This is a genomic window from Microbacterium sp. (assembly GCF_049650565.1).
Taxonomy (GTDB): Bacteria; Actinomycetota; Actinomycetes; order Actinomycetales; family Microbacteriaceae; genus Microbacterium.
In genome coordinates this window covers 16,607-31,518 of record NZ_JBASAK010000026.1, presented here as the reverse complement: position 1 = coordinate 31,518, position 14,912 = coordinate 16,607, and the positions used below count along the sequence as shown (strand labels likewise).

The 14,912-nt window shown below is 69.4% G+C and carries 13 protein-coding genes; 10 read left to right on the top strand and 3 right to left on the bottom strand.

What is annotated here, in order from left to right; genetic code table 11:
• The first annotated feature begins 3 nt into the window (after positions 1-3).
• Genes pilM through WA967_RS04070 form a run of 5 tightly spaced genes read left to right on the top strand, consistent with a single transcriptional unit; the run spans position 4 to position 4,901 of the window.
• On the top strand, positions 4-1,086 hold the full coding sequence (pilM, locus tag WA967_RS04090; RefSeq protein ID WP_424419617.1) for a type IV pilus biogenesis protein PilM: 1,083 nt from the start codon (positions 4-6) through the stop codon (positions 1,084-1,086).
• Positions 1,086-1,766 carry a hypothetical protein gene (locus WA967_RS04085; protein WP_424419616.1) on the top strand — a complete coding sequence of 227 codons (681 nt, stop codon included), beginning with the start codon at positions 1,086-1,088 and terminating at the stop codon, positions 1,764-1,766. The genes pilM and WA967_RS04085 overlap by 1 nt, the downstream gene beginning before the upstream one ends.
• Entirely contained in the window at positions 1,763-2,527 is a 765-nt protein-coding gene (locus tag WA967_RS04080; RefSeq protein WP_424419615.1) for a hypothetical protein, read from the top strand. Before WA967_RS04085 ends, WA967_RS04080 begins: the two co-directional genes overlap by 4 nt.
• Positions 2,524-3,663, top strand: coding sequence for a type IV pilus twitching motility protein PilT (locus WA967_RS04075; protein ID WP_424419614.1), 1,140 nt, complete (start codon positions 2,524-2,526; stop codon positions 3,661-3,663). The genes WA967_RS04080 and WA967_RS04075 overlap by 4 nt, the downstream gene beginning before the upstream one ends.
• A complete protein-coding gene (locus tag WA967_RS04070) occupies positions 3,663-4,901 on the top strand; it encodes a type II secretion system F family protein (RefSeq protein WP_424419613.1) in 1,239 nt (412 codons plus the stop codon). Before WA967_RS04075 ends, WA967_RS04070 begins: the two co-directional genes overlap by 1 nt.
• A gap of 121 nt (positions 4,902-5,022) precedes the next feature.
• Here the strand turns inward: WA967_RS04070 and WA967_RS04065 are convergent, their stop codons facing one another.
• Entirely contained in the window at positions 5,023-6,690 is a 1,668-nt protein-coding gene (locus WA967_RS04065) for a GspE/PulE family protein (protein ID WP_424419637.1), read from the bottom strand.
• 179 nt (positions 6,691-6,869) lie between these two features.
• Here WA967_RS04065 and WA967_RS04060 point away from each other — a divergent pair, with 179 nt between their 5' ends.
• The 3 genes from WA967_RS04060 to WA967_RS04050 all read left to right on the top strand — a co-directional run bounded on the left by WA967_RS04060 (position 6,870) and on the right by WA967_RS04050 (position 10,445).
• Positions 6,870-8,834, top strand: a complete 1,965-nt coding sequence (locus tag WA967_RS04060; RefSeq protein WP_424419612.1) for a M13 family metallopeptidase — start codon at positions 6,870-6,872, stop codon at positions 8,832-8,834.
• A gap of 117 nt (positions 8,835-8,951) precedes the next feature.
• Positions 8,952-9,911, top strand: a complete 960-nt coding sequence (locus WA967_RS04055) for a serine hydrolase (RefSeq protein WP_424419611.1) — start codon at positions 8,952-8,954, stop codon at positions 9,909-9,911.
• 75 nt (positions 9,912-9,986) lie between these two features.
• Positions 9,987-10,445, top strand: coding sequence for a hypothetical protein (locus WA967_RS04050; RefSeq protein ID WP_424419610.1), 459 nt, complete (start codon positions 9,987-9,989; stop codon positions 10,443-10,445).
• Positions 10,446-10,520: 75 nt separating this feature from the next.
• Here the strand turns inward: WA967_RS04050 and WA967_RS04045 are convergent, their stop codons facing one another.
• Complete coding sequence (locus tag WA967_RS04045; RefSeq protein ID WP_424419609.1) at positions 10,521-11,990, bottom strand: peptide MFS transporter; 1,470 nt, start codon at positions 11,988-11,990, stop codon at positions 10,521-10,523.
• Positions 11,991-12,119: 129 nt separating this feature from the next.
• On the opposite strand from WA967_RS04045, the gene WA967_RS04040 reads away from it, so the two are divergent.
• Positions 12,120-12,809 carry a GNAT family N-acetyltransferase gene (locus WA967_RS04040; RefSeq protein WP_424419608.1) on the top strand — a complete coding sequence of 230 codons (690 nt, stop codon included), beginning with the start codon at positions 12,120-12,122 and terminating at the stop codon, positions 12,807-12,809.
• 1 nt (position 12,810) lies between these two features.
• On the opposite strand, the gene WA967_RS04035 is transcribed toward WA967_RS04040, so the two are convergent.
• Positions 12,811-13,215, bottom strand: coding sequence for a VOC family protein (locus tag WA967_RS04035; RefSeq protein WP_424419607.1), 405 nt, complete (start codon positions 13,213-13,215; stop codon positions 12,811-12,813).
• A 125-nt stretch (positions 13,216-13,340) separates the two neighbouring features.
• Between WA967_RS04035 and WA967_RS04030 the strand changes: the two genes are divergently transcribed.
• Positions 13,341-14,726, top strand: a complete 1,386-nt coding sequence (locus tag WA967_RS04030; protein WP_424419606.1) for a glycine--tRNA ligase — start codon at positions 13,341-13,343, stop codon at positions 14,724-14,726.
• The last annotated feature ends 186 nt before the right edge of the window (positions 14,727-14,912 follow it).

Below are 14,912 nucleotides of genomic sequence, written 5' to 3'. Positions count from 1 at the left end.
ACGATGGCGAAGAGTCATGTCGGTGTGGAGATCACCGAGGAGAGTGTGCGCGCTGTCGAGGTGACCCTCGACCGCAACCCGCACGTGCTCGCGTACGGCGAGGTCCCGCTGCTGCCGGACTCCGCGCGCGATTCCGAGGTGGTCGATCAGGGCGCGGTGGCCATCGCGATCCGCCAGCTGTGGAGCACTGCAGGCATCAAGGCCAAGAGCGCGACTCTCGGCGTCGCCAGCCGGCGCGTGCTGGTGCGCGAGTACTCCGCCCCGGCGATGGCGCCCGACATGCTGCGCCAGGCGCTGCCGTACCAGGTTCAGGATCTGCTGCCGGTGCCCGTCAGCCAGGCCGTGCTGGACTACTACCCCACCTCGCAGGAGGGCGATCGGCTGAACGGACTGCTCGTGGCGGCCGTATCCGAAACCGTCGAGGGGATGATTGCTGCGTTCGATCGCGCCAAGGTGCGCATCACGAACGTCGACCTGGCCTCGTTCGGCCTGGCGCGTGCGGCCTCCAGGCTGGTTCCGCAGGGCACCGCCGCCGTGGTGCACATCGGAGACCACACCACCCAGATCGTGATCCTGCAGGACGGCGTCCCCGAGTTCGTTCGCATCACGCCCGTCGACCTCGACACCACCGCCGTGCTGCGCCGGAAGGCGCTGGTCGTGGAGTCGGGCGAAGCCCCGGCCGCCCCGCACGAGCCCGCGTCGACGGCCACCCTCGACCCCGCCCGCGCGGCGGCCAGCGCGCTGAACGCGCAGTCGGATGCCGCAGCAGCCGCCGCCATGTCGCGCCGCGCGCAGCTGCGCGGCGACCTCGGCCGCCGCCCCGTGACGGAGCTGGTCGGCCGGATCAGCACCACGCTGCGCTTCTACCTGAACCGTCCGAATGCGGCATCCGTGCAGCAGGTGCTGCTGTGCGGCGCGGGCTCGGCCGTGCGAGGCATCACCTCCGGCCTCGCCGAGGACATCTCCGTGCCCATCCGTCAGATCGGCCTCGGAGACGTCGCCGACCTGCGCGGCGCGGAGCCGGCAGGCGAGTCGGCGCTGAACATGGTCTCGACACTGGGACTCGCACTGGGAGGAGCACGATGATGGCACGCGCAGTCGCGCCGCAGGTCGGCGCCGCACCCCGGGTGAACCTGCTGCCCCGCTCCGAGCTCGAGCGCCGCGAACGCGAGCGCCTCACCGGGACGTGGGCGCGTGTCGTGCTCGGCGCCCTCGTGCTGACCGCCATCCTCATCGGCGCCGCCTACGCGTGGAACCAGTTCGCCCAGCAGCAGCTGGCCGCAGAGCAGGCACGCACCACCACGCTCACGGGCCAGATCGCGGGCCTCTCCGACGTCAGCCGGTCGCTGCAGACCGAGCGCGACCTGATCGCGTACCGGGCCGAGGCGATGGGGTCCGACCTGGCCTGGTCGGGGATCTTCGCCAAGGCCCGGGGCGCGCTCCCCGCGGACGTCACGCTGGTGGGCTTCGACCTGACCGTCGGCGCCGTTCCGGATGCCGCCTCCCAGCAGGCGGATGCCGAGAAGGCCAAGGCCGCGGCGAAGGAGGCCGTGGGCCTGACCGGCACCATCACGGTCTCCAGTCCCACACCGCGCGACATGGCGCCCTACGCCCGCGCGCTGCGCCAGGTGGAGGGGATCTCCGGCGCCGACGCCAACGCGATCGCGACGGACAGCGGCAGCGGCTACCTGTACACGATCGACATCACCTTCGATCAGACGGTGTACTCGAACAGCTTCGCCCCGGCAGGGAAGGCCGCGAAATGAACAAGCAGCTGATCACCCTCATCGGGGCTCTCGTGACCGTCGGCGTCGTCGTCCTCGGCGTCCTGCTCGGCGCTGTGCCGCTCCTGACGGGCGGCCTCACCGCGCTCGAGCAGACCACGCAGGCGGCATCCACCAACGCGACCTACTCGCAGCAGATCGATTCGCTGAACGCCGCGAAGAAGAACCTGGCGCAGACCGAGGCCTCAGTCTCCGCACTGCGGGCGCAGATCCCGGAGAAGCCGCTGCTGGACCAGGCGTTCGACATCGTCGACGCGGCCGCGACGGCGTCGGGCGCCACGATCACCAGCATCACGCGCGGCGAGCTGACCGCGTTCGAGCCGCGGCCGGCGCCGCCGCGTTCCGGTCTGGTCATCGAGAAGCCGGCGGCGACGCCGACTCCGGCGGCGGATGCTCCGGTATCCGACGGCACCGGACCGGTGTCCGATGCCAAGACCACCGCCTCGGCGGCCGACGCGAACGCGGCAGCGACCAGCGCCGACGCCAACGGGACGGCCGCGTCACCGGCATCCGGAGACACCGCGGCGAAGCCCGCGGACGCCGCCTCCGGACGGCAGCAGGTGCGGGTCTCGATCGCGGTCAGCGCGCCGACGATGGATGCCGTGCAGCAGTTCCTCGACGGGCTCCGCGACGCCCAGCGGCTGGTCGCGATCGACAAGGCGACGGTGACGGCGGGATCGGACGGCTTCGACATCAAGGTCGAGGCCATCACGTTCCTGCGCACGGACGGGAGTGCACAGTGATCCTGGAACAGCTCGGCGACCTGCTCGGAACAGCCGCGCGCGCAGGCGCCTCCGACGTGCACCTGACGGCTCGATCCGTGCCGCTCATGCGGGTGGATGGCGACCTGGTGACCATCCCCGGCTATGTGGACTCGCTCAGCCGCGACTGGGCGGAGGCCGCTGCGCAGGCGCTGATGAACGCACCGCAGCGCGAGGAGTTCGAGACCAGGCACGAGGTCGACCTGGCCCATGCCACCCCCGGCATCGGCCGCTTCCGCGTGAACGTCTTCCGGCAGCAGGGCGAGGTCGCCATGGCGCTGCGCTTCGTGCCAGGCGGCGTGTTCACCATCGAGCAGCTCGGCGCGCCCGCCGTCGCCCGCGACCTGGCCCTGCGTCCGCGCGGCCTGGTGCTGGTCACCGGCCCCACGGGCTCGGGCAAGTCCACCACCCTCACCGCGATGGTCGACGTCATCAACAGCACCCGCCCGGTGCACGTCGTGACCATCGAGGACCCGATCGAGTTCCACCACGAGTCCAAGCGGGCGCTCATCCACCAGCGCGAGGTCGGCAGCGATACGGCATCCTTCACCGAGGCGCTGCGCCGCGTGCTGCGCCAGGACCCCGACGTGATCCTGGTCGGCGAGCTCCGCGACCGGGAGTCGATCTCCACGGCGCTGTCCGCCGCCGAGACCGGCCACCTGGTGCTGTCCACCCTGCACACGCAGGGCGCCGCGAAGTCGATCAACCGACTGGTCGACGCGTTCCCGTCCGATCAGCAGGGGCAGATCCGCACGCAGCTGGGCGACACGCTGCAGGGCATCATCAGCCAGACGCTGCTGCCCCGCGCGCAGTCGCAGGGCCGCGTCATCGCCACCGAGGTGCTGATGAACGTCCCCGCCGTGGCCAACCTCATCCGCGAGGGTCAGGTCTCGCAGCTGTACTCGGCCATGCAGGCCGGGTCGTCGGTGGGAATGCACACCCTCGACCAGGATCTGCGGCGGCTGATCAGCTCGGGCGCCATCGCCCCCGCCGTGGCACGCACCTTCGCATCCGACCCCCGCTCGCTGGAGAACGTGCACGTGAGCTCGGTGGGCGTGGACGCGGAGTCGTGGTCCAACTACGCCGGCGGGTCACAGCTCAACGATTGGGGCTCCTGATGGCTCTCGTCCAGGAGTACGAGTACCAGGCCGTCGACCCGGCCACCACCAAGACCGTCAAGGGCACGATGGATGCCCCCAGCGACTCCGTCGTGGTGGCCAAGCTGCGCGCGCAGGGGCTCACACCGCTGCACGTCGGGCTGGTGTCGAAGTCCGGCCTGAACATGGAGATCAATCTCCCCAAGCTGCGCAAGGGCATCCCCGCCTCGACGCTGGCGGTGTTCTCGCGGCAGATGGCCGCGCTGGTCAACGCGGGCCTGCCGCTGCTGCGGACTCTCACGGTGCTGGCGGAGCAGGCCGACGACAAGCAGCTGCAGAGCGTGCTGATCGTGGTGCAGTCCGACGTGGAGAGCGGGTCCTCGTTCTCGGCGGCGCTGGGCCGGCATCCGGATGTCTTCCCGCCGCTGATGGTGTCGCTGGTGCAGATCGGCGAGACCGGCGGATTCCTCGGCAAGGCGCTGGACTCCGTGGCCGAGAACTACCAGAAGCAGTCCGACCTGCAGAACAAGATCAAATCGGCGACCACCTACCCGATGGTCGTGCTGATCATCGCCGTGCTCGGCGTGTTCGCCATGATCACGTTCGTCGTGCCGGTGTTCAAGAACATGTTCGCCGGGCTCGGCAACGCCCTGCCGCTGCCCACGCAGATCCTGGTGACACTGTCGGAGAACATGCTCTGGATCGCGCCGATCCTGGTCGTGCTGGTGATCGTCGGGCTGGTGTGGTGGAGCCGCAACAGGTACACGGATGCCTACCGCAAGGTCGTCGATCCGTTCAAGCTCAAGCTGCCCATCTTCGGGCCGCTGATCACCAAGATGGCCGTCGCGCGGTTCTCGCGGAACCTGTCGATGATGCTGGATGCCGGGGTGCCGATCATCCAGGCGCTGGCCATCGTCGGGCAGGCGTCGAACAACTGGCGCATCGAGGAGACCGTGCGCGAGATCCAGGACTCGATCCGCGCGGGGCGCTCGTTCGCCGCGCCGCTGGCCAAGGCCGAGGTCTTCCCGCCCATGGTGGCGCAGATGGTCGCGGTCGGCGAGGAGTCCGGAACGCTGGCCGAGATGCTCGCCAGCATCGCGGAGTTCTACGAGGACGAGGTCGAGACCGCCACCGAGCAGCTGTCGTCGCTCATCGAGCCGGTGCTCATCGTCGGCCTCGGCGTGATCATCGGCGGCATGGTGATCTCGCTGTACATGCCGATCTTCACGCTGTACGGGGACATGGCCAAGCAGGGCTGACCCTCCGACCCTTCGCCCACCCGACCCTTCGACAGGCTCAGGGACCCGCCCACGTGGGTCGCTGAGCCTGTCGCTTTTACTGAGCGAGCGTCAGCGAGTCGAAGTGAAGCGCCGTCCCGCATCACACCGTGACGCGGAGGATCTCCTCGATGGTCGTGATGCCCTGCGCGACCTTGGCCCAGCCGTCCTCACGCAGCGGCACCATGCCCTGAGACAAGGCGATCTCGCGGATCTCGCCGCCCGTGGCGTGCGACACCAGCGCGTGCTCGACCTCCTCGGTCACGTTCATGACCTCGTGCACGGCCACGCGGCCGCGGTAGCCGGTGTTCGAGCACGCCGAGCATCCCACAGCCCGCTGCACGCGGGCGCCCTGCGCGAGGTGGACGGGCATGCCGAGCGCGACCAGCGACGCCTCGTCGGTGTCCAGCGGAGCCTGACAGCGGGTGCACAGCCGGCGGGCCAGGCGCTGGGCGACCACGGCGGTCAGCGCGGTGGCCACCAGGAACGGCTCCGTGCCCATCTCCGTCAGGCGGGTGAGGGCACTGGGCGCATCGTTGGTGTGCAGCGTCGACATCACCAGGTGGCCGGTGAGCGCCGCCTCCACAGAGATCAGGGCGGTCTCGCGGTCGCGGATCTCGCCGACCAGCACCACGTCGGGGTCGGCGCGCAGGATCGACCGCAGCGCGGCGGCGAAGGTGAGACCGGCGCGCGGGTTCACCTGCACCTGGTTGATGTCCGGCATCCGGTACTCCACCGGATCCTCGACGGTGATCACGTTCACGCGCGGGTTGGCCACCTCGCGCAGCGCGGTGTACAGCGTGGTCGACTTCCCCGAGCCCGTGGGGCCGGTCACGAGCACCATGCCGTGCGGGCGGGTGATGGCGTCCTTGAAGGCCTTCTCATTGGCGGCCGAGAACAGCAGATCGTTCATGCTGGTGTTCTGGCCGCCGTTGTCGAGGATGCGCATGACGATCTTCTCGCCCCACACCGTCGGCAGCGTGGCCACGCGCAGGTCCACGGCCCGCCCGTCGTGCATGACCGAGATGCGGCCGTCCTGCGGGATGCGCTTCTCGGCGATGTCGATCGACGACATGATCTTCAGGCGCGAGATGACGCCGTCCTGGATGCTGCGGTCGGCGCGCTGCATCTCGTGCAGCACTCCGTCGATGCGGAACCGCACCGTGAGCCGCTGCTCGCCGGGCTCGATGTGGATGTCGCTGGCACGGTCGTTGATGGCCTGCGTGATCAGCAGGTTGACGAAGCGGACGATCGGGGCATCGGCATCGCCGTCGTCGAGCTGCTCTGTGAAGGTGACGTGCGATGCGCCCGAGGTCTCGCCGATCTGCTCGGAGAGGTCGGTGAGCTCGCTGTCCGAGCGCAGATACCGCTCGAAGGCGCGGCTGAGGGCATCCTCCGCCACGACCACGGGAACGATGCGCAGGTCGGTCACGCTGGCGACGTCGTCGAGCGCGATGATGTCGGTCGGGTTGATCATGCCGACGGTCAGACGGTTCCTGCGGATGCGCAGCGGCAGCAGGCGGTAGCGCCGGCACAGCGCCTCGGGCACCAGCGCGATGACCTCGGGATCGAACTCGTACTCGGTCAGGTCGGTGAACCGGTGGCCGGTCGCCAGTGCCACGGCCTCGGCGACCTGCTGCTCGGTGACGCGGCGGTCCTGCACCAGCCGCCGTGCGAGCGCCTCGCCGTCGCCGACCTCGTCGATGGTGGCGGCGATCTCCTCCGCGCGGGCCGCACCCGCCAGTACGAGATACTCTCCCAGTCCGCGCACGGCAGACATCCTTTCCCCTTCGCGCTCTACCCGCCCCCGCAGATTCCCCATCTTGATGAACGCCTTCGGGACATCCTATGCGTCGTCGCGCGCAAGGGGAATGGGCGTGATGATCTCGGTACGGTCGTTCTGCGCCGGCCCGGGAGCGAATGTCGCCGCACGCACTTAGGCTTGCAGCCATGACTGACGTTCTGCCCTCGGGTCTTGCCATCAGCGAGTTCAGCTCCGACATCCGTCCCCAGGACGACCTCTACCGCCACGTCAACGGCGCGTGGCTCGAGGCCGCCGAGATCCCCGCCGACAAGGCGCGCTGGGGCTCGTTCCACCTGCTGGCCGAGCAGGCCGAGAAGGACGTACGTGCGATCATCGAGGAGTCGCAGGATGCCGAGGCCGGCATCCTGAACCGCAAGGTCGGGGACCTGTTCACCGCCTTCATGGACACCGAGCGCATCGCCGCGCTCGGCCTCGCCCCGCTGCAGGAGCAGCTGGCGAAGGTCGACGCCATCGACGGCATCCGCTCCTTCCTCGCCACCGTCGGGAACTTCGACCGCGAGGGCGTCGCGGCACTGATCGGCGTGTTCGTCGAGCCCGACCCGGGCAACCCCGAGCGCTACGTGCCGTTCGCGGTGCAGGCGGGCCTGTCGCTGCCCGACGAGAGCTACTACCGCCAGGAGGGCTTCGAGGCCACCCGCACCGCCTACCGGGCTCACCTCGAGCGCATCCTGACGCTTGCGGGCGACGCGGATGCCGGGGGCACCGCCGACCGGGCCTTCGGCCTGGAGCACGAGATCGCCGCCCATCACTGGGATAACGTCGCCTCGCGCGACGCCGTGAAGACATACAACCTCAAGACCTGGGACGAGTTCCAGCAGCTGGTCGGCGTCGACCTCACACCGTGGCGCAAGGCCGTGTCCACGGCCAACCACGCCGCCTTCGACGAGCTCGTCGTCTACCAGCCCAGCTTCTTCGAGGGCCTGGGCGCCCTGCTGGTCGAGGAGCGGCTCGACGACTGGAAGGCCTGGCTGCGCGCCAAGGTCGTGCACGGCCTGGCCGGCTACCTGACCGACGACATCATCGCCGAGAACTTCTCCTTCTACGGAACCGAGCTCACCGGCACGCCGTCAATCCGCGACCGCTGGAAGCGCGGCGTATCGCTGGTGGAGGGATCCCTCGGCGACGCGGTCGGGAAGATCTACGTCGAACGGCACTTCCCCCCGGCCGCCAAGGCCGCCATGGACGAGCTGGTCGGCAACCTCATCGAGGCGTACCGGCAGAGCATCTCGACGCTGGAGTGGATGAGCCCCGAGACCCGACAGAAGGCGCTGGCCAAGCTCGACACCTTCCGGCCCAAGATCGGCCACCCCGACGTGTGGCGTGACTACGAGGGCGTCGAGATCGATGCCTCCGACCTGGTGGGCAGCGCCCGCAACGCCACGGTCTTCGAGCACGACCGCCAGCTGTCGAAGGTGGGCAAGCCAATCGACCGCGACGAATGGTTCATGTCGCCGCAGACCGTGAACGCGTACTACAACCCGCTCATGAACGAGATCGTGTTCCCCGCAGCCATTCTGCAGTACCCGTTCTTCGACCCGAACCGCGACGCGGCCGCCAACTACGGCGGCATCGGCGCCGTGATCGGCCACGAGGTCGGCCACGGCTTCGACGACCAGGGCAGCCGCTACGACGGCGACGGCCGGTTGCAGGACTGGTGGACGGATGCCGATCGCGAGGCGTTCGAGGAGCGCACCAAGGCGCTCATCGCGCAGTACGACGCGCTGGTGCCGGTGGGTCTGCCCGCCGAGAACCATGTCAACGGCGCGCTGACCATCGGCGAGAACATCGGCGACCTGGGCGGCCTGGGCATCGCGCTGAAGGCGTACGAGCTGTCGCTCGGCGGTGCCGACGCCCCCGAGATCGACGGATTCACCGGCATCCAGCGCCTGCTGCTGAGCTGGGCGCAGGTGTGGCAGCAGAAGAGCCGCGAGGCCGAGACCATCCGCCTGCTGACCATCGATCCGCACTCGCCCAACGAGTTCCGCTGCAACCAGATCGTCAGCAATATCGACGCGTTCTACGACGCGTTCGGCGTGGACGAGGGCGACGCACTGCACCTGCCGAAGGAGCAGCGCGTCACGATCTGGTGAGCAGGCTCCCACCGGTCGCGAGCAGGGGGTTACGATAGCCGAGTCAGTCGGATGCCCCCAGCTCCCCCCGCCGCGCATCCGGTCGCCGATGCATACTTCTGCCGTGAGGAATCCTGCGTGAGCTCCCCCTCCGCTGCGGGCCCAGACCCGTCCGAGAGTGCGTCGGTCGCGCCCGTCGACGGCACCGCCACCGCACCACGCCGCTCCCAGCGGGGTGGCCGCCGCGCTCCGCGCCGCGCCGCCATCGGACGCCGGTCGTTCGCGTCGTCACTGCGCGCCCTGGAGGAGCTCGCGACCTCGGGTGCGCAGGTGTCGGTGCACGTCGCCGATCTGGACACCGGTCGCTCGGTGCTGTCCGGCGACGACCACGTACCGCTGCCCATCGCCGGGCTCGGGTTCGTGCCGGTGCTGGTGGAGACCGCAGCGGCGCTGGAATCGGGCGCGCTCGATCCGCTGCGCATCGTCGACCGGAACGCCGACGGGTTCGTCTCCGGCTCGGGTCTGTGGCGCAGCCTGCGCGCGCCGGCGCTGCCGCTGATCGACCTGGCCGTGCTGGCCGCCGCCACCGGCGACCCGAATGCCGCCAACGCCCTGCTCGACGCCGTCGGCCACGATCAGGTACGTGCGCGCATGGTCAGCCTCGGGATGCCGCGCAGCGCCGTGCTGGATCACTTCCGCGACAAGCGCGGACCGGACGACGCCCCGCACGTGGCGGTCGGCACCACCCGCGAGTTCTCCCGGCTGTTCGCCGCGCTGGTGAATTCGACCGTGGTGGATGCCGCCGTCAGCGTGCAGGTGGCCGAGTGGCTGAGCCTGAACCACGATCTCAGCCTGGTGGGAGCCGCCACGGGGCTGGATCCGTTCGCGCACGAGCACGACTCCCACGGGCTCCTGTTCATCAACAAGACCGGCCGCGATCGCGGCGTGCGCGCCGAGGCCGGCGTGCTCGCGGGTCCCCGTGCCGGCGTCGCCTACGCCCTGACCGTGTGCTTCGACGATCTGTCGATCAGCCACCGGCTGCGCGCGCACGAGGCCTTCCGCATCCTCGGCACCGACCTCATGGAGTACACGCACTGATCGGTGGTGCGGACGAAGGCTGTCGCGCGACGGGAACTGCAGCGCGAACCGGGGGCGGTCGGCCACCGTCGAGGGATGATCCCCGCTGACTGGACTCCGCACCGCCGTGACGACGGAGAGCTCGTGGGCTGGATCCGACCCGAGGGCGAGGACTGGGTCGCGATCGATATGCTCGGGCGCACGGCATCCGCTCCTGTGGACTGGCTCGATGCGGAGGTCGCCCTCGAGGAGGCCGGGCTGGCGTGGCTCGCGGATGTCTGGATGCTGGAGGGCGAGGCATCCGCACCCCTCCGCGTGCGCTTCGTCGAGGTGACGCCGTCGGATGCCGGAACCACGGGCCGCGTCGTGGTGAAAGTCGACGACTTCGGCGACATGCAGCGCACGCCGGCCGAGCGCTTCACGCTGCCGTGGCCGGCGCCCGCCCGGCTGCGGCCCGCGCGCCCCGGCGACCGGACGGCCGAACGCTCGGCTGACCACGTGCCTCACGGAATCGCCGCCCCTGATGGTCGTCCGCGCCCCTGCTCAGTGGCGTGACTGAACAGGGGCGGTGACGCTGAACAGGGGCGGTGACGGACCCGTATCCTCGGCACGAGCGTCACGGCATCCGACTCAGCTGACGCCCTTCATGAGCTTCAGCACGGGCTTCGCCGACAGCGCCAGCCCCAGGCCGACGACGATCGCGATGCCGCCGAGGACCGAGAAGTACGGCACCTCGTTCGCCGGGTCGTAGAACTGCACGAGCCAGCCCGAGATCGCCGTGCCCAGCGAGATCGACAGGAAGAACAGGGCCACCATCTGCGCCCTGAAGTGCGAGGGTGCGAGCTTGGTCGCCGCCGACAGGCCGATCGGCGAGAGCAGCAGCTCGGCGATGGTGAACACCAGCAGGATGCCGACGATCGCCAGCAGCGGCGTGGAGTTCTCGCCTCCATTCGCGAACGGCAGGAACAGCAGGAACGCACCGCCCATGACCATCGTGCCCAGCGCGAACTTCACCGGGGTGGTGGGCTGGCGCCGGCCGAGCTTGGTCCAGAGTGCGGCGAACACCCCGGAGAGCACGATGATGAACACCGGGTTGATGGACTGCACCCACACCAGCGGCATCTCCAGGCCGAAGATCATGCGGTCCAGTCGCTTGTCGCTGTACACCGTCAGCACGGTGAACTGCTGCTGGTACAGCGACCAGAACGCCACGCTCGTGATGAACAGCGGTACGAACGCCCACACCCGCGAGCGCTCGGTGGCGTCGACGTGGCGGCTGGACAGGATGATCGAGAAGTACGCCAGCGTGGCCACCAGAGCGCCGATGATGACGATGCTCGCGAGGTTGTCGGCGCGGACCGCGCCGACCAGCGTCAGCACCACGATCAGCGCGATTGCGACGACTGCGATGCCGATCACCAGCGGGTAGCGTCGGGCGGGCAGTGGGTTCGGCACAGCGGATGCCGCGGCGGGCAGTGCGCGACGTCCGAAGCTGTACTGGACCAGGCCCGCGACCATCCCGACCGCGGCCAGGCCGAAGCCCCAGTGGAAGCCGACGGTGTCCTGCAGCAGGCCGGTCAGCACCGGCCCGAAGAACGAGCCGAGGTTGATGCCCAGGTAGAACAGCGAGAATCCGGCATCCCGGCGGGTGTCCTCCTCGCTGTACAGCGTGCCGACCACCGAGGTCGCATTGGCCTTCAGCCCGCCCGAGCCCAGCGCGATGAGCACCAGGCCGATGCCCACGCCCCAGAAGCCCGGCAGCAGTGCGAGGGAGGCGTGTCCCGCCACGATCACCATCGCGCTGAAGAACAGCACGCGCTCCGAGCCGAACAGCCGGTCGGCCAGCCAGGCGCCCAGGATCGTGGACAGGTAGACCGAACCGCCGTACGCGCCGACGATGCCACCGGCCAGCGCCTCCGGCATCCCGAGGCCGCCGTCCTTGACGCTGAAGTACAGGTAGATGAGCAGGATGCCCTGCATGCCGTAGAAGCTGAAGCGCTCCCACATCTCGACGCCGAACAGATTCGCGAGAGCTCGTGGCTGCCCGAAGAAGGTGGCGCCCGAAGTGGTGGTCTCGGGCGCTGCGGGTGAAGAAGGCATTGCTTCAGCTTAACCGGCGGGCATTCTGGGGCCGATGTCGGACCCGGTCGAGGCATTCCCGAACCGCTGATCGGATGCCCGACCCGCCCCGCGTTTCGTTCCACGGGCCGCGAGGGGCAGACTGTGACTGTGCGAACCATCCGTGATCTCGACACCGTAGAACTCATCATCGACGCGCAGGGGCTGCTGGACAGCATCCGCGGACCCGAGCGCGTGATCGACGCGGGTACGCTGCGCGCGCTGCAGCAGTCCGGCAACTACGTCGTGGGCCTGTTCGACGGCGACGACGGCTCCGAGCGCATGGTCGGGGCCTCGATCGCGTTCTTCGGCGAGCCGGGCAAGCGCACCATGCACTCGCACATCACCGCGCTGCTGCCGGAGTACCGCGGTCGCGGCTGGGGACGAGAGCTCAAGGAGCACCAGCGCCAGTGGGCGTTCTCCCGCGAGGTCGGCCGTGTGACGTGGACGTATGATCCGCTGGTCGCCCGCAACGCGCACTTCTTCCTCACTGTGCTCGGCGCCCGCGTGACGTCGTACACCGTCAACCGCTACGGCATCTTCGGGGGCGGGGATGCCGGCGACGAGAGCGACCGGCTGGACGTGGAGTGGTCGCTGGCCGACATCGCCAGGCCACCGGCATCCGAGGCCGTGCTCGCGACCGTGCAGATCCCGACGGATGTCGAGTCCATGCGCGTCTCGGATCCGGACGCCGCGCACCAATGGCGCCTGCGCCTGCGCGCCGAGATCGAGGAGACGCTCGGCAAGGGCCTGCGCATCGCCGGCTTCGACACCGAGCGCGGCTACCTGTTCACCGCCTGAGTCACCGCCGGGGTGGGAGCACGAACGCCCCGGTGTCGCCGGGGTTGACCGCGATCTCCCAGCGGAAGCCGTCGGGGTCGGCGAAGTAGCCGGAGTACCCGCCCCACTCGCGGCGGGCGGCCTGCGATACGCGTGCGCCGAGCCGCTCGGCCTCGGCGAGCACGGCATCCACCTCCGCCTCGGTCGCGAGGTTGTGCGAGAGGGTGATCGGCGCGATTCCGGATGCCGGTGCTTCGCCGATCTCGGCGGCGAAGCCTGCCACGCTCCAGAGCGAGAGGATCACTCGCTCTGCGACCGGCAGCATCAGCACCTCGTCCGCCTCGAAGAGCGGATGCCAGCCCAGCCCGTCCACGTAGAACGCCCGGCTGCGGGCCACGTCTGCCACGGCGAGGGTGATGAAGCTCACGCGCTGATCCATGCCCCCACCCTGCCACCGGCATCCGACATCTGGAACCCACCGGACCCACGGGTAGGATTGACATGCCCGTGATCACGGGCCATTCCCCGTAGCATCCGACCATTGGAGCCACCGTGGCCGAACAGTCCCGTCTTGACAAGGTCATCGCCCTCGCCCGCCACCGCGGGTTCGTGTTCCAAGCGGGTGAGATCTATGGCGGTTCCCGTTCGGCGTGGGACTACGGCCCCCTCGGCACCGAGCTGAAGGAGAACATCCGACGGCAGTGGTGGCAGACGTTCGTGCGCGGCCGCGGTGACATGGTCGGCCTGGACTCCTCGATCATCCTGCCCAAGCGCGTGTGGGAGGCATCCGGCCACGTCGCCACCTTCACCGACCCGCTGGTGGAGTGCCTGAACTGCCACAAGCGCTTCCGCGCCGACAACCTCATCGAGGACTTCGAGGCGCGCAAGGGCCGCAAGGCCGAGAACGGCCTGGCCGACATCCCGTGCCCGAACTGCGGCAACAAGGGCCAGTACACCGAGCCCAAGGCGTTCTCGGGCCTGGTGAAGACCTACCTCGGCGTCGTCGATGACGAGTCGGGTCTGCACTACATGCGCCCCGAGACCGCGCAGGGCATCTTCGTGAACTTCTCGAACGTGCTCACCGCCAGCCGCAAGAAGCCGCCGTTCGGCATCGGGCAGGTCGGCAAGGCGTTCCGCAACGAGATCACCCCCGGCAACTTCATCTTCCGGACCCGCGAGTTCGAGCAGATGGAGATCGAGTTCTTCGTGCCGCCGGCCGAGGCGCAGCAGTGGTTCGAGCACTGGGTGCAGGCGTGCTGGGACTGGTTCATCGACTTGGGGCTCGACCCGGAGAACATGCGTCAGTTCGACGTGCCCGAGGACGACCGCGCGCACTACTCCGCCGGCACCATCGACGTGGAGTACCGCTTCGGCTTCGCCGGTCACGAGTGGGGTGAGCTGATGGGCGTCGCGAACCGCACCGACTACGACCTGTCTTCGCATTCCGAAGCATCCGGTTCGTCGCTGACGTACTTCGACCAGGCATCCGGCGAGCGGTACACCCCGTATGTGATCGAGCCGTCGTTCGGTCTGACCCGGGCGATGATGGCGTTCCTGGTGGACGCGTACGTCGAGGAGCAGGTGCCCAACGCGAAGGGCGGCACCGATACCCGCACGGTACTCAGGCTCGACCCGCGCCTGGCCCCGGTCAAGGTGGCCGTGCTGCCGCTCTCGCGCAATGAGCGGCTCTCGCCGCTGGCGCGCGAGGTGGCTGACACGCTGCGCGGGCACTGGACCATCGACTTCGACGACGCCGGCGCCATCGGCCGCCGCTACCGCCGCCAGGACGAGATCGGAACCCCGTTCTGCGTCACGGTCGACTTCGACTCGCTCGACGACAACGCCGTGACGGTGCGCGACCGCGACAGCATGGCCCAGGAGCGCGTGCCGCTCGAGGGCCTGCAGGTCTACCTGGCGGAGCGGCTGCGAGGCGCCTGACGTTCCGCACATCCGCGAGAACGCCCCGGTCCGTCTGGATCGGGGCGTTCTGCTGCTGCAGGCCGCGTCCGCGGCTGCGGTGATCGCGGTCGCGGGATCAGGCGGTGGGGCTCAGAAGTCCTCGCCCTCGGCCTGCGAGGGGTGCTTGTCGAACCAGAGGGGGCGGCCGATGAACAGCAGCGCGTC

What these genes read in the sequence shown, in the direction of transcription:
- pilM (WP_424419617.1), top strand. Translation starts at nt 4, where the DNA reads ATGGCGAAGAGTCATGTCGGTGTGGAGATCACCGAGGAGAGTGTGCGC.
- WA967_RS04085 (WP_424419616.1), top strand. Translation starts at nt 1,086, where the DNA reads ATGGCACGCGCAGTCGCGCCGCAGGTCGGCGCCGCACCCCGGGTGAAC.
- WA967_RS04080 (WP_424419615.1), top strand. Translation starts at nt 1,763, where the DNA reads ATGAACAAGCAGCTGATCACCCTCATCGGGGCTCTCGTGACCGTCGGC.
- WA967_RS04070 (WP_424419613.1), top strand. Translation starts at nt 3,663, where the DNA reads ATGGCTCTCGTCCAGGAGTACGAGTACCAGGCCGTCGACCCGGCCACC.
- WA967_RS04060 (WP_424419612.1), top strand. Translation starts at nt 6,870, where the DNA reads ATGACTGACGTTCTGCCCTCGGGTCTTGCCATCAGCGAGTTCAGCTCC.
- WA967_RS04050 (WP_424419610.1), top strand. Translation starts at nt 9,987, where the DNA reads ATGATCCCCGCTGACTGGACTCCGCACCGCCGTGACGACGGAGAGCTC.
- WA967_RS04045 (WP_424419609.1), bottom strand. Translation starts at nt 11,990, where the DNA reads ATGCCTTCTTCACCCGCAGCGCCCGAGACCACCACTTCGGGCGCCACC.